21 protein-coding genes are annotated in these 23033 nt (G+C 31.7%); 10 read left to right on the forward strand and 11 right to left on the reverse strand.

What is annotated here, in order from left to right; all coding sequences use genetic code 11:
• Positions 1–36 precede the first annotated feature (36 nt).
• Complete coding sequence (locus Q4528_RS00710) at positions 37–1311, reverse strand: pyruvate MFS transporter (RefSeq protein WP_046467015.1); 1275 nt, start codon at positions 1309–1311, stop codon at positions 37–39.
• A 432-nt stretch (positions 1312–1743) separates the two neighbouring features.
• Between Q4528_RS00710 and uptA the strand changes: the two genes are divergently transcribed.
• From uptA to Q4528_RS00725, 3 genes are all read left to right on the forward strand, one after another.
• Complete coding sequence (uptA, locus tag Q4528_RS00715; RefSeq protein WP_046467014.1) at positions 1744–2355, forward strand: undecaprenyl phosphate transporter UptA; 612 nt, start codon at positions 1744–1746, stop codon at positions 2353–2355.
• A gap of 275 nt (positions 2356–2630) precedes the next feature.
• The gene (locus Q4528_RS00720) at positions 2631–4595 is read left to right on the forward strand and encodes a fructose-bisphosphatase class III (protein ID WP_046467013.1); all 1965 of its coding nucleotides are present in this window, start codon (positions 2631–2633) and stop codon (positions 4593–4595) included.
• Positions 4596–4749: 154 nt separating this feature from the next.
• Positions 4750–4860, forward strand: coding sequence for a type I toxin-antitoxin system Fst family toxin (locus tag Q4528_RS00725; protein ID WP_108016997.1), 111 nt, complete (start codon positions 4750–4752; stop codon positions 4858–4860).
• A 108-nt stretch (positions 4861–4968) separates the two neighbouring features.
• Here Q4528_RS00725 and Q4528_RS00730 read toward each other — a convergent pair whose 3' ends face one another.
• Positions 4969–6756: a cation:proton antiporter gene (locus tag Q4528_RS00730; protein WP_046467184.1), complete on the reverse strand. Its 1788-nt coding sequence runs from the start codon at positions 6754–6756 to the stop codon at positions 4969–4971.
• Between the two features lie 320 nt (positions 6757–7076).
• On the opposite strand from Q4528_RS00730, the gene Q4528_RS00735 reads away from it, so the two are divergent.
• The 4 genes from Q4528_RS00735 (at position 7077) to Q4528_RS00750 (ending at position 10999) form a co-directional block, all read left to right on the forward strand.
• On the forward strand, positions 7077–8126 hold the full coding sequence (locus Q4528_RS00735; RefSeq protein WP_046467012.1) for a YkvI family membrane protein: 1050 nt from the start codon (positions 7077–7079) through the stop codon (positions 8124–8126).
• 92 nt (positions 8127–8218) lie between these two features.
• Positions 8219–9646, forward strand: a complete 1428-nt coding sequence (gene aldA / locus Q4528_RS00740; RefSeq protein ID WP_046467011.1) for an aldehyde dehydrogenase — start codon at positions 8219–8221, stop codon at positions 9644–9646.
• Positions 9647–9773: 127 nt separating this feature from the next.
• On the forward strand, positions 9774–10055 hold the full coding sequence (locus tag Q4528_RS00745; RefSeq protein ID WP_303520158.1) for a GNAT family N-acetyltransferase: 282 nt from the start codon (positions 9774–9776) through the stop codon (positions 10053–10055).
• A gap of 137 nt (positions 10056–10192) precedes the next feature.
• Entirely contained in the window at positions 10193–10999 is an 807-nt protein-coding gene (locus Q4528_RS00750) for a VOC family protein (RefSeq protein ID WP_017636546.1), read from the forward strand.
• An 85-nt stretch (positions 11000–11084) separates the two neighbouring features.
• On the opposite strand, the gene Q4528_RS00755 is transcribed toward Q4528_RS00750, so the two are convergent.
• Both Q4528_RS00755 and Q4528_RS00760 read right to left on the reverse strand, forming a co-directional pair.
• A complete protein-coding gene (locus Q4528_RS00755) occupies positions 11085–12578 on the reverse strand; it encodes an aldehyde dehydrogenase family protein (RefSeq protein WP_303520161.1) in 1494 nt (497 codons plus the stop codon).
• A gap of 269 nt (positions 12579–12847) precedes the next feature.
• Positions 12848–13510 (reverse strand): NAD(P)H-dependent oxidoreductase, encoded by a 663-nt coding sequence (locus Q4528_RS00760; protein WP_046467009.1) that lies wholly within the window; start codon positions 13508–13510, stop codon positions 12848–12850.
• Positions 13511–13786: 276 nt separating this feature from the next.
• Between Q4528_RS00760 and Q4528_RS00765 the strand changes: the two genes are divergently transcribed.
• On the forward strand, positions 13787–14779 hold the full coding sequence (locus Q4528_RS00765) for a D-lactate dehydrogenase (RefSeq protein WP_046467008.1): 993 nt from the start codon (positions 13787–13789) through the stop codon (positions 14777–14779).
• A gap of 57 nt (positions 14780–14836) precedes the next feature.
• Here the strand turns inward: Q4528_RS00765 and Q4528_RS00770 are convergent, their stop codons facing one another.
• Together Q4528_RS00770 and srtA are read right to left on the reverse strand one after the other, a co-directional pair.
• The gene (locus Q4528_RS00770; protein ID WP_046467007.1) at positions 14837–15643 is read right to left on the reverse strand and encodes a Cof-type HAD-IIB family hydrolase; all 807 of its coding nucleotides are present in this window, start codon (positions 15641–15643) and stop codon (positions 14837–14839) included.
• A 182-nt stretch (positions 15644–15825) separates the two neighbouring features.
• On the reverse strand, positions 15826–16440 hold the full coding sequence (gene srtA / locus Q4528_RS00775) for a class A sortase SrtA (protein WP_046467006.1): 615 nt from the start codon (positions 16438–16440) through the stop codon (positions 15826–15828).
• Between the two features lie 204 nt (positions 16441–16644).
• Here srtA and Q4528_RS00780 point away from each other — a divergent pair, with 204 nt between their 5' ends.
• On the forward strand, positions 16645–17142 hold the full coding sequence (locus Q4528_RS00780) for a GNAT family N-acetyltransferase (protein ID WP_046467005.1): 498 nt from the start codon (positions 16645–16647) through the stop codon (positions 17140–17142).
• Between the two features lie 36 nt (positions 17143–17178).
• On the opposite strand, the gene Q4528_RS00785 is transcribed toward Q4528_RS00780, so the two are convergent.
• The 5 genes from Q4528_RS00785 to xylB all read right to left on the reverse strand — a co-directional run bounded on the left by Q4528_RS00785 (position 17179) and on the right by xylB (position 22132).
• Positions 17179–17352, reverse strand: a complete 174-nt coding sequence (locus Q4528_RS00785) for a hypothetical protein (RefSeq protein WP_096807728.1) — start codon at positions 17350–17352, stop codon at positions 17179–17181.
• Positions 17353–17526: 174 nt separating this feature from the next.
• A complete protein-coding gene (gene sdaAA / locus Q4528_RS00790; RefSeq protein ID WP_046467004.1) occupies positions 17527–18426 on the reverse strand; it encodes an L-serine ammonia-lyase, iron-sulfur-dependent, subunit alpha in 900 nt (299 codons plus the stop codon).
• Between the two features lie 12 nt (positions 18427–18438).
• On the reverse strand, positions 18439–19119 hold the full coding sequence (gene sdaAB / locus Q4528_RS00795; RefSeq protein ID WP_017636554.1) for an L-serine ammonia-lyase, iron-sulfur-dependent subunit beta: 681 nt from the start codon (positions 19117–19119) through the stop codon (positions 18439–18441).
• A gap of 2 nt (positions 19120–19121) precedes the next feature.
• Positions 19122–20165 carry a PTS sugar transporter subunit IIC gene (locus Q4528_RS00800; protein ID WP_017636555.1) on the reverse strand — a complete coding sequence of 348 codons (1044 nt, stop codon included), beginning with the start codon at positions 20163–20165 and terminating at the stop codon, positions 19122–19124.
• A gap of 488 nt (positions 20166–20653) precedes the next feature.
• A complete protein-coding gene (xylB, locus tag Q4528_RS00805) occupies positions 20654–22132 on the reverse strand; it encodes a xylulokinase (RefSeq protein ID WP_046467003.1) in 1479 nt (492 codons plus the stop codon).
• A 233-nt stretch (positions 22133–22365) separates the two neighbouring features.
• Here xylB and Q4528_RS00810 point away from each other — a divergent pair, with 233 nt between their 5' ends.
• Complete coding sequence (locus Q4528_RS00810) at positions 22366–23031, forward strand: MBL fold metallo-hydrolase (RefSeq protein WP_017636557.1); 666 nt, start codon at positions 22366–22368, stop codon at positions 23029–23031.
• Positions 23032–23033 lie beyond the last annotated feature (2 nt).

Below are 23033 nucleotides of genomic sequence, written 5' to 3' on the forward strand. Positions count from 1 at the left end.
TTATACGATCTCACTTATTGCTCTTTTTAATATCTACTATTCTATTGTTTTATGTTCATCAATAACTAATGGTTTATCAGGTTTAACAAAGAACCACATTATAATTGCTACTACTGCAGGAATTGCTAACAATTCAAATGTTAAAGTCCATCCTAGACTTTCAACAAACATTCCTGCTAACAATGGGCTTGTTAATGCCCCAATATTACCCCATAAGTTCATCCATCCTGATACTGTACCTGAGAAGTTACGGCCTAAGTCAGTAGCTGCTGCCCAGCTCATACCCATAGACATACCAACTCCACCAAGTCCTAATGATAACCAAAAAATAGTAACATAAAGGCTATCTGTATGTACTGCAAGGAACATTGACGCAGAAAATACAATAAATCCTATAATAGCAATAACACCACGAGCGACAAAGCGTGATTTGCCAGTGTTTAAAATTCTATCTGAAATTGCTCCTCCGCTAAGTATTAAGAAGAACATTAATAACCATGGAAGAGAACTAATTGACATATCTTTAAAATCAACATGATATACTTCTGTTAAATATGTAGGTAACCAAATTAAAAACAGAGTGATAACGAATTGAACAACAAAGTATTGAATTGCAATTGCATAGAAACTAAAGTGAGTTAAGAATCGTTTCCAAGGTGGTAACGATTTGTCTGTGTCTACAATATCTCTATGTTGCATAATAAATTGTTTTTCAGCCTCGTTGACCATTTTATGTTGTTCAGGTAAATCTTTTGCAATAATTGCCCAAAGTATTGCCATTACAATTCCTATTGCACCAAAAATATAAAATACCGCTTCCCAGTTAAATGCATTTACGATAGCTATAGTCACAATTGGCGCTAATACAGGACCAAAGTACGAACCTGCTAATAAAGCACTTGAAGCTCGTCCCTTTTCATTTTTTGCGAACCAAAATGAATTGAATACTGCATTAGAAGGATACATTGGCGCTTCACCTACACCAAATAAAAATCTAACAAAATATAATAAACCATGATGCTTAATCATACCTGTAAATATAGTAAAAGCACTCCACCATACCAATGCAATTGTAATCATTTTACGTGGTCCAAATTTTTCAGCTAACATCCCAGAAGGTACTTGCATTAATGCATAACCTAGTGAGAAAAATGAAGCCAATAAACCAAATTGAGCTTTTGACAAATGCAAATCTTCCATCATTGGAACAGCAATATAAGAAATATTAGACCTGTCCATGTATGCAATAACTCCGATCAAGAAGAATGCAATTGCGAAGCCCCAACGAACGTTACTTCTTTTCTTATTCATTTCTTTTCCTACTTCCCTTATTAAATATGTTGTCTCTAAGTGTTGTCGTTCAGTTTCAGAAATCTTTCAAGATGACTATGATTAAACTACTAAGAAACAACTTAAAAATTTCTTGTAGCGCTACAATTTTTAATAATAATAGCACGAAATGGAAACGGTTACAATATAAATTTAATAAAATATTCACTTTTTATTCAATAAATATTAACAATACATTCAATATACTGTCACAAGTGTAATACTCAATTTAGAGTTAAAACTATAACTACAATAAACAAACAATTTTAGTGTTTTAAAAAACTAAAAATACTAATAAAATTTTAAATTGACTCCCCTTTCACAAGCATTTATGACTATTTTTTATTATAATGACGTTACCGTACTTTTAATTAAGTAGATTGTTTAGATGAATAAAGGAGTCTATTTATATAAATGGAACAAATTATAACGAATTTTATTAGCCAATGGGGCTATACAGCTATTTTTATTTTAATTTTATTAGAAAATGTCTTACCTGTTGTCCCTTCAGAAATTATTTTAACTTTTGCAGGATTATTATCAGTTAAATCTCATTTATCAGTTTGGACCTTGTTGATTATTGCAACGATTGCATCATTTATTGGATTATTAATTTTATACTATATTTGTCGTCTTATTTCAGAAGAAAAACTTTATCGTTTTGTCGATCGACACGGTAAATGGATGAAATTGAAAAGTAGTGATTTAAAACGTGCCAATAATTGGTTTAAAAGATATGGCGCATGGGCAGTATTTCTATGTCGATTCATACCAGTATTACGTGTATTAATTACCATCCCTGCAGGTATTAATCGTATGAATATTATTGTTTTCACATCTTTATCATTATTGGGTACAACTATATGGAACTTTGCGCTTATTATACTAGGTCGTTTGCTTAGCGATAGTTTTGGCGCATTAATGAATGGTATTCATACATATTCTAGAATTATGTATGTCATTATCATCATTGCCATTATTTACTTTGTTATTAGATATTTTGTGAAACGTAAACGTGTAAAATAATATATTATTACTTAACGCTAACATAGTGACTACTTTGTTGGCGTTTTTATTTTTTACATGTCCATATCTCTCCTATTTATTTGGCTACTCAATTGACTTGCCTCCTGGTAAAAAATTGTCATTTTCAAACTTGAATCACTCTGAATATGAAAATATATTTTCAAATAAAGCTTTGCTATTGAAAATTAATCACTTTTTCTTGATAATCAAATGTAAGCGCATTAATTATTACAAAGACTGACTATATTGGAACTTATAAACAGGAGTGACAAATCATGACACATATTACTGAAAGTGAATTGAAACAAAAATATTTAGACTTACTATCACAACGTTTTGATAGTGCTGAAAAATTAGCTACAGAAATTATCAATTTAGAATCAATATTAGAACTTCCAAAAGGCACTGAACATTTCGTAAGTGATTTACATGGTGAATATGAATCTTTCCAACATGTTTTAAGAAATGGTTCAGGTAATGTCAGAGCAAAAATAAATGATATATTCGGAAATACGCTTAACGAAAAAGAAATTAATGATTTAGCAGCACTTGTATATTATCCTGAAGACAAATTAAAGTTAGTTAAAAATCAATTCAATGCGAAAGGTCAGCTCAATGTTTGGTATATTACAACTATCGAACGTTTAATAGAATTAACAAAATACTGTTCTTCAAAATATACTCGTTCTAAATTACGCAAAGCGTTACCAAAACAATTTGTATACATTATTGAAGAGTTGCTTTATAAAAATAATGAATATCAAAACAAAAAAACATATTACGAAACATTGATTAACCAAGTTATTGAATTAGAACAATCTGATGATTTAATTATCGGTCTTTCATATACTGTACAACGATTAGTCGTTGACCATTTACATGTAGTTGGAGACATTTATGACCGCGGACCTAAACCAGATAAAATTATGGATACGCTTATTAATTATCATTCTGTAGATATTCAATGGGGAAATCATGACGTATTATGGATTGGCGCTTATGCCGGTTCCAAAGTGTGTCTAGCTAATTTACTTAGAATCTGTGCACGTTATGATAATTTAGATATTATTGAAGATGCATATGGCATTAACTTAAGACCATTACTAACTTTAGCTGAAAAATATTATAGTGGAGATAATCCAGCGTTCAAACCGAAAAAACGTCCTGACAAGGAAGTAAGTCTTACTCAACGTGAAGAACATCAGATTACGAAGATTCATCAAGCAATTGCAATGATACAGTTTAAGCTTGAAATGCCAATTATCAAACGTCGCCCATCATTTGAAATGGAAGAACGCTTAGTTTTAGAAAAAATTGATTACGACAAGAATGAAATTACTGTTTACGGTAAAACATACCCATTAAAAGATACATGTTTCCAAACTGTTGATCCAGAACATCCTGAAACATTATTGAAAGAAGAGGAAGATGTTATTGAGAAGTTACTCCTTTCTTTCCAACAATCTGAAAAACTTCGTCGCCACATGTCCTTCTTAATGAGAGAAGGAAAATTATATCTGCCTTATAACGGAAATTTACTTATTCATGGATGCATTCCAGTAGATGAAAATGGCGAAATGGAATCATTTGAAATCGATGGTGAATCACATAGTGGACGTGAACTATTAGATGTTTTTGAATATCATGTAAGAAAAGCATTTGACGACAAAGAAATCACAGATGATCTTTCTACTGATTTAGTTTGGTATTTATGGACTGGTAAATACTCTTCATTATTTGGTAAACGTGCCATGACAACATTTGAACGTTATTTTATTGAAGATAAAGCCTCACATAAAGAAGAAAAGAATCCTTATTATTACTTACGAGAAGATGTTGATATGATTCGTAAGATGTTAAAAGACTTTGATTTAAATCCTGATGAAGGCCGTATCATTAACGGGCATACACCAGTAAAAGAAATTGACGGTGAAGATCCAATTAAAGCAGATGGTAAAATGTTAGTTATTGATGGCGGTTTCTCAAAAGCTTATCAATCTACTACAGGAATAGCTGGTTATACGTTACTTTATAATTCATTTGGTATGCAATTGGTTGCTCACCAAGAATTTAATACTAAGAAAAAAGTATTATCAGATGGTGCGGATGAGTTATCAGTTAAACGTGTTGTTGATGAAGAACTAACACGTAAAAAAATTAAAGACACTAATGTAGGACATGAACTACAATCTCAAATAGATATTCTTAAAATTTTAATGCATGATAGATACTTAAAATAATATAAAAACAGAGCGATAATTGAGTAGAATTCCAATTATCGCCCTGTTTTTATATTTTATAATATTTTTTTCTTTTAAATTAATTATCCCTTGCTATAATAATACTATCGTCTATGCTTTAGACGTCCTAATGACGTGTAAAGGAGGTGTTATGATGCGGGATATTCTGATAAATATTCTGGCAACCATAACAAGCGGTTGCATCATTGCTTGGTATACTAATTGGTTACGCTGCCGCAATGATAAAAACAATAGACGTAAGTAACCACACCTATAAGAATCCCCTCACTATCACCAGTAGTGAGGGGATTGGTGTTATATGCGAGATATTTCTGATGTTATATTAACATTATTTTTTTATAAAAGCAATATTTTATACGTTATAAACATTTTTTAATATACCATATGTCCCATGTTCTTCTTTAGGTAGTGAATGATTATTCCTTTTAAAAGTGACATTTTTATTTTCATTAATATAATAAATTAACATATCTTTATCAGTAATTTCATGATATCTTTCGGCAGGCACTTCTATAATATTATGTTGTGTTATATAGTTATCAAACCATCTTGGTGTATGATTTTCATCAAATAAAATATGATTTCGAATAGGACCATTTAAATTATTACGTGCTTGTTCATCATTAAATGATACCGGCATCATATGGACATTATTCAAACCAAATTCAGGTACTAGTTCATTAAATGCTAAACTGTTAAAAATAAATGATTTTGTCATCAATATGCACTTATTATATCTTAGTAAATCTGAATATATACGGTCATTGCTAGATAATAAATTCCCTTTAAATACTTCAAATCCTTGCTGATGTGCTTTATCTGAAGTGTTTTCAAATAAATTGAACATCATAATGGGTATACCATGATCTTTAAGCATACTTCCTAAATGAAATGAGAATTCACTTTCCCCAACAATAATAACGCCAGGTGGTTCATTACTTGCTACGCCTAACAACTTACTTAACGGCGTAAAGCTAAATCCATAAATAACAACGGTAATAAATACAAGACCAAATGTGACTGGTGTTATGTATTGAGCCATCTTAACGCCGTCATCCATAAACAAACTTGAAAAGAATTGTGCAACGGTAAGTACAACAATACCTCTAGGCGCCATTAAGGCTACACTAACACGTTCTCTTTTAGTTATTTCTGTTCTAAATGTGGAAATAATTACCGATAAAGGTCTTACAAGTAAAATCATTACAATACTAAATACAAGTAATTGCCATGATAGTACGTTTAGTAATACATCTTTAGTAAGTGATGATGTAATTAAAATAAATACTGTTGAAACCATTATTGTTGATGCATTTTCTATAAAATGATCAGATTCCTTAAACATTAAGTCATGACGTTTATTTCGTGCCATTATAAGTCCAAATATGGTTACAGATAATAATCCAGATTCTGCTAAAATTTCGTCACAGATACTAAATATTAAAAGTATAAATACCAGTTGTATTGGCGGCATTAAACTTTGTGGTATCATGTCACGTTTAATTAACCAGTTAAATAAGAATGATGCACCAAAACCTATTAAAACAACGCTTAAAATTTTTAAGATAAGTAGTAAGATCACTAAAAAACTTATACCTTCATCAACAATTTGGTATACATAGAATGCTGATAGTGCCAACATAGGACCAATAGGATCTAATATGATACTTTCCCAACGTAATATTGAATCGACATTTTTCTTTACCTTTGCTTGTTTTAACAATGGTTGGATTACTGTAGGGCCAGTGATTAAAAATAATCCACCCATAACTAATGATACTGAAATTGGAAAATCTAATACAAAATGTAATGCAATTGCACCTAAAATCCATGCAATCGTTGCACCTACAGTAATAATTCTGATGACCGCTTTCGATATCCCTTTTAACTCTCTGAAATCTAAATTACTACTACCTTCAAATAATATAACGGCTACTGCTAATGAAACTATAGGACTAAATACTTCCGATCCCATTGCTTCTTTAGGATTCGCTATGCCTAATATTGGTCCAATTAACAGACCTACAATGGCCATTACTACTATGGATGGCCATTTTATTTTATTTGCTAACCATTGACTGAATATACCTAATGCTAAAAATACAACAATCATTAGCATTAAAGGTAAATCAAATATCATAACAACACCTTCTTCAACTTTTACACTTTTTCCAATCAATCGTTCAATATCCGATAATACTATCAAAGTATCATTAATAATGCATTAATATTTCTCATATTTTTTATATTTACTATTTTACACTAATCATTTTGTCTTTCATTATTTTTTTATATTTCGCAGCTACAGTACGTCTTATTCACACAATAGTCCACATACAATGTACTCAGGTATTTATTTTTAGTATTATTTCGTCTAAAATAGAAAGATATGAATTTTTAAGATAATTATAATTAAAATTGAAATCTCATTAATTTTGACATGAAGGGATAAGAACATAAATGAATATAGCTAAAGAGTCCATTATAGTGGCTTTCGCATTTGTAGGCGTTGTCGTAGGTGCAGGATTTGCGACTGGTCAAGAAATATTCCAATTTTTCACTAGCCATGGTGTTTATAGTTTAGCTGGCATCATTGTAACAGGAACTATTATTACTCTAGGCGGAATCTTTGTTTTAAAGACAGGTTATCGACTAAAATCAGGTAACCATTCAGAATCAGTACATTATTATTTACATCCAATGATTGCTAAAGTCTTTGATTTAATATTAACTGTTTTTTTATTTTCATTAGCTATTATAATGACAGCTGGCGGAGCCTCTACTATTCATGAGAGCTTCAACGTTCCATACTGGCTGAGTTCATTATTACTAGTCATTCTTATATTATCAACATTATTTTTAAAATTTGACCGTCTCATTGCAGTACTAGGAGGAGTGACACCGTTTCTAGTAGCAGTTGTAACAATGATAGCTATTTATTATTTTGCATCAGGTCATCTTAACTTTAATGCAGCTAACCAATACTCAAATCATCATAAATCTATTTCACCTGGATGGTGGTTTGATGGTATCAATTATGCTAGTTTACAAATTGCGGCTGCGTTCAGTTTCTTCTCAGTTATGGGTGGCAAATTAAAATATCGTCAGTCAGCAACGTATGGCGGACTAATAGGCGGTGTCATCATCACATTTTTAATATTAATGATTAATTTAGGTCTTGTAACTCAATTTAATCAAATTAAAGATGTTGCGTTACCTTCCCTATTATTAGCTAAAAATATTTCACCATCCATTGGACTAATTATGTCAGTCATTATGATTTTAGTAATTTATAATACAGTAGTAGGACTTATGTATGCTTTTGCTGCTAGATTTAGTAAACCCTTCTCGAAACGTTATTATATATTGATTATCACAATGGCATTCATTACGTTTATATGCACTTTCGTTGGATTTATATCACTTATTGGAAAAGTATTCCCTATTATGGGGTTATTTGGATTTATACTCCTCATACCTATATTCTATAAAGGGTTCACAAAAAGTTAGAGCATTGTTGCTCTAACTTTTTTTATGTCTAAATTTAATTTTAATATTTAATCACTGACTTTTAGGGAATATTTCAAGTGGAGGTATGTTATATGACTAATCAATTATTTATAAACAATGAATTTATAGAAAGTAATTCAAACGAAACAATGGATGTAATTAATCCAGCAACTGGTGAAAAGATAGATACGATTACATTTGCGACTACTGAGGAAGTTAATGAAGCCATCGAGAAATCTAAACATGCACAATTAGAGTGGGAAAAAGTTCCGCAACCAACTCGTGCCGAACATGTTAAATTATTAATCCCATTACTTGAACAAAATAAAGAAGAACTTGCACAACTTTACGTCAAAGAACAAGGTAAAACATTAGCCGAAGCTCAAGGCGAAATTGATAAATCTGTTCAATTTATTGATTATATGACTAGTTTAAGCATGAGTAATAAAGGCGAAGTTTTACAAAATAGTGTAGAAAATGAAACTATTCAACTCACTAAAAAACCTATCGGCGTAACAGCTGGTATTGTACCTTGGAATGCTCCTATTCTAGTATTATTACGTAAAGTCATTCCTGCTATTGTAACAGGTTGTTCTGTTGTCATTAAACCTAGTGAAGAAACAACATTACTTACTTTACGTTTAGCTGAAATTTTTAAAGCCTCAACGATTCCAGCAGGATTAATTCAAATCGTCCCAGGTACTGGCGAAACTGTAGGTACACAATTAGCACAACATAAAGATATCCAATTAATATCTTTAACTGGTAGCATGCGTGCCGGTAAAGCTGTATTTGAAAATGCAGCAAACACAGTTAAAAAAGTAAACTTAGAATTAGGTGGAAATGCTCCTGTCCTCGTAACGCCAAATGCAAATATTGATAAAACTGTGGATTATATTGTAACTGCTCGTATTAAAAATGCTGGTCAAGTATGTACATGTCCTGAAAGAATATTTGTACATGAAGACGTTCATGATAAATTTGTTGAAAAAGTAAAATCTAAAATGGAAGCTTTAACTGTAGGAGATCCTCTTGATGAAAAAACAGATTTCGGTGCTATTATTAATGAAACTCAATTAAATAGCATAGACGAAAAAGTACAAGATGCTGTTAATAATGGAGCTAAACTTGTATTAGGTGGTCACAAATTAGACCGCCCTGGTTATTTCTATGCTCCTACTGTTTTAGATAACGTTAAACAAACAGATAGTGCATTTAAAGAAGAAATATTTGGACCTGTATTAGCAATCACAACATATAATGACTTTAATCAAGTTATTGAAGACGCTAATGATACAAACGCTGGCCTTTCTTCTTATATATTCTCAAATGATTTATCAGAAGTCATGACAGCAACTGAACGTTTAAAATTTGGTGAAGTATATGCCAATTGTGAAGCTGAAGAAGTTGTTAATGGCTACCATGCTGGTTGGAGAGAATCTGGTCTAGGTGGCGCAGATGGTATTCATGGTTTCGAAGAATACTATAATACTACCGTTTCTTATATTAGATATAGTTAAATTGTTTAACTGCTCTGCTGTAATTTTATCTAGCACTTCAATTTAATATCTATTCTTATATAGCAAATGTTTTAAATTTTTATTTAGTGATAAATATACTATATACACAATAAAGGAGCGATGAATTATGGCTGAAGAAATTAAACAAGGTACAAATAAATTTTATGTTGGCGAAGATGAAAACGATCCTAAAGCAGTAATCACATTTAAAACTGCAGATAATAATGAAATTGATATTGATCATACTGGTGTTTCTGATGAATTTGGTGGACAAGGACTTGGAAAAAAATTAGTATATCAAGTTGTAGACTATGCTCGTAAAAACAATTTAAAAATTATTGCTTCTTGTCCATTCGCAAAAGATGTTCTTGAAAAAGATGATAGCGTACAAGACGTCTATTTAGGTTAAATTGATAAAGTAGAAGTAATAAGAGGGATAAATGTTTATTTCAATTTATCCCTCTTTTTTAAACTTTTATCTTGAATATACTTTTTATATCAGTTATAATAAATATATTCAAAAGAGAGAAAAGCGGGGAATTAACTATGACATTTCATGATAAAACTGCAACACAAATTACAAATATTAATTTAAACGTCAAAGATTTAAACACAATGATTGATTACTATACAAACATTTTAGGATTTAATGTATTATCACAAAGCGACGAACAAGCTATTCTGGCAATTGGTAAAAGTGGACACACTTTAACTTTAAATGTACTTAAAGATGGCAGACAACCTAGTGCATCAGAAGCCGGACTATTCCATATTGCTTACTTACTTCCTACTGATACTGACTTAGCTAACTTCTTATATTACGTAGCTAATAAAGGTATGAGAATTGGTGCTGGAGATCATCTTGTAAGCCAAGCACTTTATTTCGCTGATCCAGAAGGAAATGGCATTGAAATTTATAGTGACCGTCCAAAAGATGGTTGGATTTGGAATGACGGATTCGTCAAAATGGATACTTTAGAAGTTGATGGACCTACATTATTATTAGAAAGAACTGAAGATGGCTGGGATGGTATGCCTGATGGTGCTAAAATCGGACATTTACATTTAAAAACTAATAGTTTAGAAGATGCTAAATCATTCTATATAGATCAAATTGGTTTTGAACATATTTCTAAATTCCCACAAGCACTATTTATGTCTACTAATAAATATCATCATCATTTAGCTGCTAACACTTGGCAATCAAGTAAAAAACGTGAAGATAATGATAATAGCTATGGATTATCTGGATTTGATATTTATAAACCTAATCAATCAAGCGAAATTTTAACTTCACCTGAAGGACTTACTGTACAATTACATTCAGATGAATCAAAAGTACCACAACAATAACTTCAATATAAACATAAAGCCAGTCCAAGACATTGTTTAAGTCTTGGACTGGCTCTTATTATATATTCACAAACCTCAGAAAGTATTAATATAATCCATTAGTTTCATTTGAAGTATCGATATAAATATTTTTTACTTGCTGATAGTTTTTAATTGCGTCTTTGTAAACTTCACGACCGATACCTGATTTTTTATATCCGCCGAATGGTGCGCCAGCTGGAATTTGGTTATACGTATTGATCCAGATACGACCTGTACGCATTGCTTTAGCTACATTTAATGCACGGTTTAAATTAGTTGTAAAGATACCACCAGCTAGTCCATATTCTGAATCATTAGCAATATCAATTGCTTCTTGTTCATCATCAAATTTTTCAACTACTAATACAGGACCAAAAATTTCTTCTTGTGCTAATCGATGACTATTATCTTTTAATTCAATAATTGTTGATTCAAAGAAGAAACCTTTATCTCGTCCATTATCAGTAAGGCGATGACCACCTGTTACAATGTTAGCACTTGAATCTTCTTCAGCTAGTTTGACATAGTTTTGGATTTTTTCTAGTTGTTCTTCACCAGTTTGACTTCCCATTTTAACATCATCTGCAAATGGGTCACCTACTTTAATATTTTCAAATGCTTCTTTTAATTTTGGTAATAATTTATCATAAACTGATGATTGGACAAGTAATCTAGATCCAGCACTACATACCTCACCTTGGTTGAATAGAATACCTAATTGAACACCTTCAATAACTTGATCAATATTAGCGTCATCAAAGATGATATTAGCACTTTTACCACCAAGTTCTAATGTAGTTGGTACAATACGTTCGGCACCTGCTTTAGCTACGCCATAACCAACGTCTGTAGAACCAGTGAATGATAATTTATCAACACCTTCATGATTGAATATAGCATCACCAGATTCAGAACCTTTACCAGTTAATACGTTAACAACACCTTTAGGTAATACTTCTTGGAATATTTTAGCTAATTCAATTAATGTTAAAGGTGTAGATGATGAAGGTTGAATAACAACAGTATTACCTGCAGCAAGTGCTGGTCCTAGTTTCCATGATGCAAGTAAAATTGGGAAGTTCCATGCCACAACTGCACCTACAACACCAACTGGTTCATTTACTACTAAACTCATAGTATTATGATCAATTTCATTAACTGAACCTTCATCAGTAGTTAAAACACTTGCGAAATATTTAAATTGGTTAGCCGCCATTGGTACATCTATAGTAGATGTTTCACGATAAGGTTTACCATTTTGTAATGATTCGATAGTTGCTAATCGTTCAGCATTTTCATGAATTTTACGGCTAATTTCTAATAAATAATCAGCACGTTCTTCTTTAGAAATTTTACTCCAAGCATCAAAAGCTTCAGTAGCCGCTGTTACTGCTTTATCAACGTCACCTTTACCTGCTTTAGCTACTTGAGCTAATTCTTCTCCATTTGCTGGATTAGAAACTGTTAATGTTTCTCCACTTTCACTTTTATGAAACTCGTTATTTATAAATAAGCCATAGCTTTCATCTATATAATCTCTTACGTTAATATTTGCCATCGTATCCCGTCCTTTTATAATTTTTGAAATACTGTAGGAAATGTATTAAACAATATATAAAGTTATATCGAAAATGTAAACGTTTACTTTTCCTTAGTTATCATTCTACATCCATACGCTATGATTAAAAAATAATGTGCTCACAAGGATGTACACTTTAAGTTTACCCTGCAACATATGATTCTATTCATCAACCCAAAATAAGAGCGATGAGAAATAATTAAATCGAATTATTTCTCATCGCTCTTTCTTTATTTAAAAATATTTATTTACTCAAACCACTCAATGACATCGTTATAGTTTTGACGAACTTTACCGTGTGGTGGCTCATCAGCACGATAACCAAATGCTGCCATTACAGAAATACCAAAATGATCTGTATCTAAAATACCTTCATCTTTTAAAAGGGCTGTCACTTCATCTAAATCAAAGCCTTCCATTGGACAAGAATCAATACCTAAAAGCGCTGCACTTGTCATCATATTTGCTAAAGCAATGTATGTTTGTTTACTTGCCCAATCAAACAATGTTCTTTCGCTATCATTAATATGGAAATTAGTTTGGAAATTATCAAATTTTTCATAAACTGCTGGTAATGTACTTTCCTTATAACCTTTAACACCTTTTACTAAATCTTGAACGAATTGAGATTGAGACGTTACATTTTTACGCGCAAGTACGATTACAAAATGGCTTGCTGAATCAAGTTGTTTTTGAGCGCCCCAACTGTAAGGTTTCAATTTGTCTCTCAATACTTTATTTTGCACAACTACAAACTTCCATGGTTCTAAACCTAATGAACTTGGTGACAATCTTCCCGCTTCCAAAATTGTTTCAAAATCTTCTTTTGGAATGATTTTTTCAGGATCAAATTGTTTTGTTGCATGTCTAAAATTAAACGCATCTATAATTGTTTGATTCATATTACTCATAAAGGTACCTCCATATTATTATTATGGATATTATATCTTAAAAGATGCCCTCTCTAAAATAATTGAACTAATTCATATTTTAATGCTTGTTAACATACATTTGTAATTAAACATATAAAACTATTTCTATTCAGATTTCAAAAAAACTAATTTTTAACTTGATTTGTGAAAAGATTCACAATATAATGTGGATGTAGGTTATAGTTTTACTTATTTTTTATATCATACTATTTGTTAAACAACTTTTTATAATTTTTGAAATGGGGTAATTTCATTATGACAAGAATAATGTTTTTCGGTACAAGAGAATATGAGAAAGAAATGGCGTTAAACTGGGGTAAAAATAATAATATAGAAGTCACTACTTCACCTGAGTTACTTAGCAAAGACACTGTTGATCAACTTAAAGATTATGATGGTGTTACGACAATGCAATTCGGTAAACTTGAAGACGAAGTTTATCCTAAATTAGAATCATATGGTATTAAACAAATTGCACAACGAACAGCTGGATTCGATATGTACGATTTAGAATTAGCTAAAAAGCACGGCATCATTATTTCAAATGTACCTAGTTATTCACCTGAAACTATTGCTGAATACTCTGTATCAATAGCATTACAATTAGTACGTAAATTCCCTGCTATTGAAAAACGTGTACAAAATCACGATTTCACTTGGGCAGCACCTATTATGTCACGTCCTGTTAAAAACATGACTGTAGCTATTATCGGTACTGGACGTATTGGTGCAGCAACTGCGAAAATCTATGCTGGTTTCGGTGCAAAAATCATTGGTTATGATGCTTATCCAAATGAGTCACTCGATTTCTTAGAGTACAAAGATTCAGTAGAAGAAGCTATTAAAGATGCTGATATTATTTCTTTACATGTACCAGCAAATAAAGATAGCTATCACTTATTTGATAAAGATATGTTTGCCAAAGTAAAAGAAGGTGCCGTGCTAGTTAATGCTGCTCGTGGTGCCGTATTAGATACAAAAGCTTTAATTGACGCTGTTAATAATGGTCCTTTATATGGAGCAGCTGTTGATACTTATGAATTTGAATCACCTTACTTCACATTTGATTGGACTAATAAAAAAGTTGAAGATGAAACGTTATTAGAACTCATTGAAAATGAAAATATTTTATTAACACCTCACATCGCTTTCTTCTCTGATGAAGCCGTTCAAAATCTTGTAGAAGGTGGATTAAATGCTTCATTATCAGTTATCAATACAGGTACTTGTGATACACGTTTAAATTAAGTGTATAAATAAAATGCGACGTAGTGATTCAATTAGAGTCACTTCGTCGCATTTTTATTATTTGTGATTATCAAGTACCATTGTTTCAATTGTTGTTAACACGCCTTGCTCATCATTACTTGGTGCAACGTCATACGCTATATCAAACAATGAGGCGTCTTGACTATTTTTCATTACATAACTATATTGCGCTAGTTCTAGCATGTCCTTATCATTATTTGCATCACCAAAAGCCATCAATTCAGAAGGTTCTAATCCCCATAATTCAAGCAATCTATGTAAAGCTTGTCCCTTTGTCATATTTGGCATAATAATATCAATACTATCATGACCACTTGATACTAATTTAATAGTTTCTGGGAAACGTTCTTGTAAATCTTTATCTAATTGTGGATGTGTTTCTCTATTAATGTTTAAAGCTATTTTGACATATTCATCTTCTGGTAAATTTTGTAATTGGGATATTTCACTTAATTGATGGTAATAAAATTTTGTATCTTTTTTAAAATCTTCTGGTGTGTCTTCTAAAATATAAGCACTTTCTAAACCACATACAACTAATTGATTAATGTGTCTTTCTAAATTTAAATAATCAATAACGTCTTGGTAATCTTGATGATTAAAACTTCTATATTGATATAATTCATTACCCTTATATATCACTGCACCATTTTCAGCAATAAAAAACATGTCTCTTTCACCAAAAATAGACTTTAACTTTGCATATTGATTTCCACTAGCAGCTATAAATTCAATACTTTTACCTTTTAATGCTTTAAAAATTCGTTCGAAACGTTCTTTATCGAATTGCTTTTTTGAATCTAAAAATGTCCCATCCATATCTACAGCAATTGCTTTAATCACATATAATCCCCCTATCTCATCTTTATCCTAATTATAGACAACATTTCAAAGACAATGAAGATGGGCTATCCAGACTGAAACTATATTCATAATTTGAAATTACTTTCATTATAGAAAAATAAAAAAGATGAACACCTTCACCATTGATTCATAGAAAGCTGTTCATCATCTAAATATCTTTTCTATTTAATTTCTTTCGCGACAAATATTTTACGTTTTTCCCAAACTCCAGTTTCTTTATTATAATTATCACAAGTAATCAATGTTAATTGATTTTTTTCACCTTTGTGTTCATCTAATACTTTCACATCAGATGGATCAACATCTCTTATACTTGTCATTTTATATTTTCGTGTCTCATTACCAACTTTAAAGTAAACTTTACTTCCCTTTTTGGCAGCTTTCAAATTAGTAAATTGATAATGTGGTCTGTCAGTAAATGTATGACCTGCAATAGAAATATTTTGATCGCTTAGAGATTCGTTACCTTCCGCAAAGCTAACACCACGATTTAATTGTTCTGGTGTAGCTGGGCCAGGGTAAACTGGCTCTTCAATTTCAGCATCTGGTACTTTAATATATCCAACCATTTTAGATTTATCCTTAGGAATTTCCACTGCTTTATCTTTAGAATGATTGTTTTGTTTACTTTCTGTTTTATCATATTTTTCGATTTTATTACTATTATCTTTTTCGTGGAAATAATTATCAATATGTGGTTTAGCAAATAAATATATTGCTACTAATATTAAAATGACACCGACTATAGTCATTAATCGATTTGTCCATTTTTTCATAAATGTTTCTCCTTTAACTAAAAACGATATCATTGAGACCAAATTTAGCTATACTTTTATTTTGCTTTTAGTATATCATTAAACATTGTTCACTACATCATCTTTGAATAAAATTTTGTTTTCATTTAATGATACAAAATTCAAAATATATAAATCTTGCAATCTTTATTTAAATAGTTTCTAATTGACTGAGAGGTGATTGAGATGATTAGAGAAGCGCAAAAATCAGATTTAGAGGCTATATTAACGATATATAATGATGCGATTATTAATACTACTGCAGTATATACGTATGAACCCACAACTATAGAAGAACGTATTCAATGGCTTGAAAATAAAAAACAGAAAAATGAACCTGTTTTTGTATTTGAGGAAGATAATATCGTTCAAGGATTTGCAACTTATGGTTCTTTCAGAGATTGGCCTGCATATCTATATAGTATTGAACATTCAATTTATGTTCACCCTGACTATAGAAATAGTGGTATTGCGTCACAATTATTATCAAAATTAATTGAGGAAGCACAACAAAGTGGCTATCGTACAATTGTTGCAGGTATAGATGCTTCAAATATAGGTAGCATAAAATTACATGAGAAATTTAATTTCAATCATGCTGGCACTATTACGCAAGTAGGTTATAAATTTGAACAATGGCTTGACCTTGCTTTTTATCAACTTGATTTATATAACATAAAATGAGATTAAGTCAGATTGAATATCCATTACTTAACCTCACTAGCTTTCCCTATTTTCAATAACAAAACGAATGTAATAAAACATGAACACAATGATCATACTTAGCGATAATGATTTGAATAATAAATTCACCCAAGTTCCCTCTGATGTCCACAAATACGTTATCGTTGTGTTAATGATGAATGCTATAAAAATTAAAGTTAAACGTAGCATTGCACCAGCCCCTTTAAAATTATTTTATTTATTGGGATGTGCAATTGCAATAAGTTTTTTTAATCTTCAGAAAAAATAAATGATTATATTTCCATATATTAATAAAAACATATGAAAAAAGCACTTAAGTACCAGAGTTATCCGGCACTTAAGTGCTAAATTATGATTAATGAATTAGTTGTTTTTTACCATATTTTCAGCTTCACCAAAGATTTTACGTTTAATTTCTTCACCAGTTGGTGTTCCTGCTAAACCACCTAAACCAGTTTCACGTAATGATGCTGGTAAATTTCTACCAATTTTATCCATAGCGCTAATCACTTCGTCAACAGGTATTCTACTTTCAACACCTGCTAATGCAAGGTCAGCTGAAATTAACCCATTACCTGAACCAATTGCATTTCTCATAACACAAGGAATTTCTACTAGTCCAGCAACTGGGTCACAAACTAGACCTAACAAGTTACTGATAGCTAATGCCATTGCATGACCTGATGCTTCTGGAGAACCACCAAAAATTGCTACTGCTGCTGCAGCTGCCATTGCTGATGCAGAACCTACTTCTGCTTGGCAACCACCTGTTGCACCTGCAACACTAGCATTATTAGCAACTACTCTTCCGAATAATGCTGCTGTAAATAAGAAATCTACCATTTGATCTTCAGTAATATTATGCGTTTTTTCTAATTTAAATAGTACGCCTGGGATTGTACCCGACGATCCAGCTGTAGGTGTTGCACAAATGATACCCATTGCTGCATTGACTTCATTAGTTGCTACCGCACCTTTAACTGCTTCAATCATTTCATAACCTGATAGCGCATGATTATTTTCGTTATAATCACGTAGTTTTGCTGCGTCATGTCCAGTATAGCCTGTAACACTTTCTACACCTTCGCCCGTAGTACCTTTAACTACAGCATCTCTCATTACTTCTAAGTTTTGTCTCATGTTTTCACGTACTTCATCACGTGAAAGTCCTTTAAGTTCCATTTCTTCTTGGATCATGATTTCTGCAAAGGACATATCTTTTTCAACTGCATAATCTATAGTTTCTCTAATTGAATCAAACATTTTGAATCCCCCTTAATTAATATAGGAAACGGTAAAATCACTGTATTTGTCTCTTAATGTGTCTAATGCTGATTCTTTGATTGCTTTATTTAATGGTAACACTACTAAGCTTTTATCATCATTAATTTGAGTTAATTCATCTTTGTATTCAATTGACATATCGTTTAAATCGTTAATCAAATGATTGATTTGCGCTTTATCTGCCGGTCCATCTACAGTTAAAATCGGTAAACCATGATTCATTTTCGTTTCTAAACCATTAACATGGATACCTTTTATCTTGATAGTTCCGCCACCAATTGAAATACCGATAACTTCTATATAGCGTCCGTTTGCATCTTTAGCTTTGATGAAAGCACAGTTTGGATGTTCTCCAATACTTTCTCCTTCATCTTCAATAATTTCTACTTCAATGCCTTCTTCTTCTGCGATGTCTAATGCTTTTTTAATTCTATTATCAAATGTACTATAACCCATTGCACCACCGACAACTGCAACATCTGTGCCATGCCCTTGATGTGTTTTGGCAAATGATTCATAATAACGAATTTCTAAACTTTTAGGTACATCACCTAAAACCGCTCTTGCTGAGTTTCCGATTTTTACTGCTCCGGCTGTGTGAGAGCTTGATGGACCCATCATAACTGGTCCAATAATGTCAAACGCACTTTGATAATCATAGCTTTTAGCCATCACTAAACACTCTCCTTAAGTTTGTTCTTTTTGCTCGGTACATTTAAACTTAAATTCATTAAATTGAATTTTTTAATAATCATACTCATGATGAACGCTAGTATTATACTTACAATAGCTACAATTACAATTGTAATAATCGCTCTAACTGGTTGGTTGAAACCGAATAATACGATCGCACCAGCAATTGGTGTTGCCATACCTTTAACGCCGATGACTACGCCCATAAATGTCACGATACAAGCGTTAACCATACCTATTATTGCATTTGAACCGTAAAGCTGTACTGGATATTGTGCGATTAAATCAATTTGAGTTAATGGTTCAATACCAACTGCAAATGCTTTAGACTTACCACCAATGTGTAATCTACTGAATAATACGTAGTTTACAAATGAACTTCCCATACATGTCATTGCACCAATTGCCATCGGTACTCCTGTTAGTCCTAATAAGCTTGTTAATACCATTGAACTTAATGGTGTCATACCTGTTACTGGTATTACCAGTCCTAAGATAATTGCTAGTGCATATGGGTTATTGTCGCCAACTGAAGTTACCGCACTACCAATTTGTTTAAGTGTAGCCATTACTCCTGGTGTAATAACGCTTGCTAAACCAAATGTAATTGCTGGAGCCAATAAAATAACAACAATTAAATCTAGTCCTTCTGGAACTTTTTTCTCTATTAATTTAATTCCAAAAGCCACAATATACGCTGCAATAAATGCTGGTAATAATTTGAAATCATGTAATACTAAACCAACAATAACTGCAAACACTGGAGATACGCCTAAATTTAAACAAGTTAGTATACCTACTGCTATACCACTTAAACTTCCTGCTAAATCACCAATTTCTTGCAAAAATTTAATGTGGAATACGCCACCAATTGCATAACTTAAAAACGCTTGAGGTAAAAACGTTGCACAAGCAGCTCCTGATAAAGCTTGCAACCCCTGTTTACCGTATGGCGCGAATTTTAAGAATAGCGTCATAATTACAAGTACTAATACTAAAGTACCCACTCCTAAGATAATATTCATTTCCCCAAAACCTCACTTTTATATTTTTAAGCCATAGTTATCGTACACCCTTAAGAAAGCGATTTCAACAACTAAAAAGGTTTAATTAAGACTAAAATGTGAAATCATTCACGAATTAATTGTAAAATGCACATTATATAAACTTAATACGTTTATATAGTAATTCTATTAGTGGTTTGTATTTTACATGAAAATAAATCTAATTGTAAAATCACTCTATTTCGTGTAACATTTTTACAACCATAATGGCGACTTAACTATTCTAACGCTTATACACTAAATTTGTAACAAATTGCTCACAATTTTTTAGAGATTTTTATCACAAATTTGTGTAATAAATAATTATAAAGTGAATTATTACAATATAGTAAGGTTTTACACTTAATCAAAACGTTTCATACCTTCTCATTCCATTAATAATTACCATAATTAAATAAAACGGCGTGGTTACAAATTTCATTTTGCACCACGCCACTTCATAATTTATATTATCGAATTAACATTGCTGTTATTTCTTTAGTTTGTTTATAGATATCTTTATATATATTGAAATAATATTGATATTGATGATGTCTGTCTATATTAGGTTCGAACGTTGTATCTGTTTGAATAAATTGCTCAACACATTCTTCAATAGAGTTATACCAACCTAATCCATATGCTGCAAGTATAGCAGCTCCCATGCTTGGTCCTTCTTCGTGTTTTAATTTTTTAACCGATGCATTGAAAACATCAGCTTGTAATTGTAACCAAAAATCACTTTTTGATCCGCCACCGATAGAAACTACGGTATTTATGTCTTTACCTTCTTGTCGAATCAATTGTATAGATTCATACAGTGAATACGTAATGCCTTCAATCGTTGCTCTAACAAAATCTGAATGTTGATGTTGATCACTGATACCAATAAAACTTCCTCTAATTAGTGCATCACCATGTGGTGTACGTTCTCCAGCTATATATGGGGTAAATAGCAATCCATTGGCACCTATCCTAGATTGTGATGCTAGTTTTATAAGGTTGTCGAAGCTTTCATTTTCAAAGAACGTATCTTTTAACCAATTTAAACTATGACCTGCTGCTAAAGTTACGCCCATCGCATAATAAGTGTTAGGAATTGCATGATTAAAGAAATGAAGATTATTTCCATATTCTGTTACACTTTGATGTTCTACATTTAATATCACACCTGACGTACCAATACTACACAACGTTTCTCTATCATGAATAATACCTGCCCCTAAGGCACCACATGCGTTATCTGCACCTCCAGCAAAAACAGCTACGTCTTCATTTAAACCTAGCTCACTAGCAATTGAAGGTAATAAATAGCCTACACTCTCATGTGAATTAATAAGTGGCGGATATATATCACCAATTTCAAACTTATCGCCAATATCTTTATTCCATTGATTAGTCTTAGGATCTAATAACAATGTTCCAGCAGCGTCACTATATTCCATATGTATTTGACCAGTAAGTCGATAACGCAAATAATCCTTAGGTAACATAAAGCGATCAACCTGTTTCCAAATATCTGGCTCATGTTGTTGCACCCATAACATCTTTGGTAATGTGAACCCTTCTAAAACAGGGTTACCATTTACTCTATTACCTAATTTGTTGATAATTTGCTTACATTGCTCTGAATTTCTTGTATCATTCCACAATATTGCGTTTCGTAATACGTTACTTTGTTGGTCAATCATGACTAAACCATGCATTTGTCCTGAAAATGACATACCTTTGACTACGGTATCTTTCATTTTAGAAGATGCTAGTAAACTAGAGATGGCATCTTTTGTTGATTGAAACCATTCTTCAGGATCTTGTTCGCTGTAACCATTATGTTCTTGTATTAATGATAACGATGAATTGGTCACATCAAGAACATTACCTTGTCGATTTACTGCTATCACTTTAACAGAACTTGTGCCTAAATCTACTCCGAGAACTATTTCATCCATTTATCTCACACCTTTTATTTTATAACATTAAACGATCTAGTTACTGGTGTTGCCTTAGATAATCAATACAACTCTATCTAATTAATATTTCATACTGTTTCATCTTAATATACACACTAAAAACTGTCTATTTAATGGTAATTAGACATGTTATTCATTTATAAGAATCTTTCAAAATAAAAAGGGTAAATATAATAAATCAAATTAAATCTACTCACAAAGGATGAATGTATATGAATCATAATCAATTTGAACATTTAAAATATATTGATGAGGGACTTTATGCAACACCAACAACTGAATTACCTTTCGACTCTAGATTTGAATTTAAATCATTAGTTTTACAACGAGATTCTGAAAATGTCATCATTTATCATTCTTCTCATTTAAAAGAATCAGAAAAGGATATTAACGCTTTAGGCGGTGCAGATAAAGTGTTAATGAATCACGATCATGAATCTTTAGGTGGTAGCAAAAGCATTGATGTACCTTATTTTATAAATGAAAATGATGCTTCAGCTTTAAAACCTAGTATTCCTGTCGAAGGTTATCTAAATCAACGCGAAATGTTATATGATGATTTAGAAGTGATTCCAGCCCCTGGCCATACACCTGGAACAACATTATATTTATGGGATAATGGTAAACATCGCTATTTATTCACTGGTGATTTCCTATGCTTTGAAGGTGATCAATGGCGTACAGTTATTCTAGGTTCAAGTGACAGAGAACAATCAATACAGAGCCTTGAAATGATTAAAGAATTAGACTTCGATGTACTTGTTCCTTGGGTCACAATCAAAGAAGGACCACTTGCCTACTATGTAAAAAATGATGAAGAAAAGCGCCAACAAGTCCAAAATATTATTGATCGAGTACGTAATGGTGAAAATGTTTAATA

The sequence above is a fragment of the Staphylococcus pasteuri genome, from assembly GCF_030547725.1.
GTDB lineage: Bacteria > Bacillota > Bacilli > Staphylococcales > Staphylococcaceae > Staphylococcus > Staphylococcus pasteuri.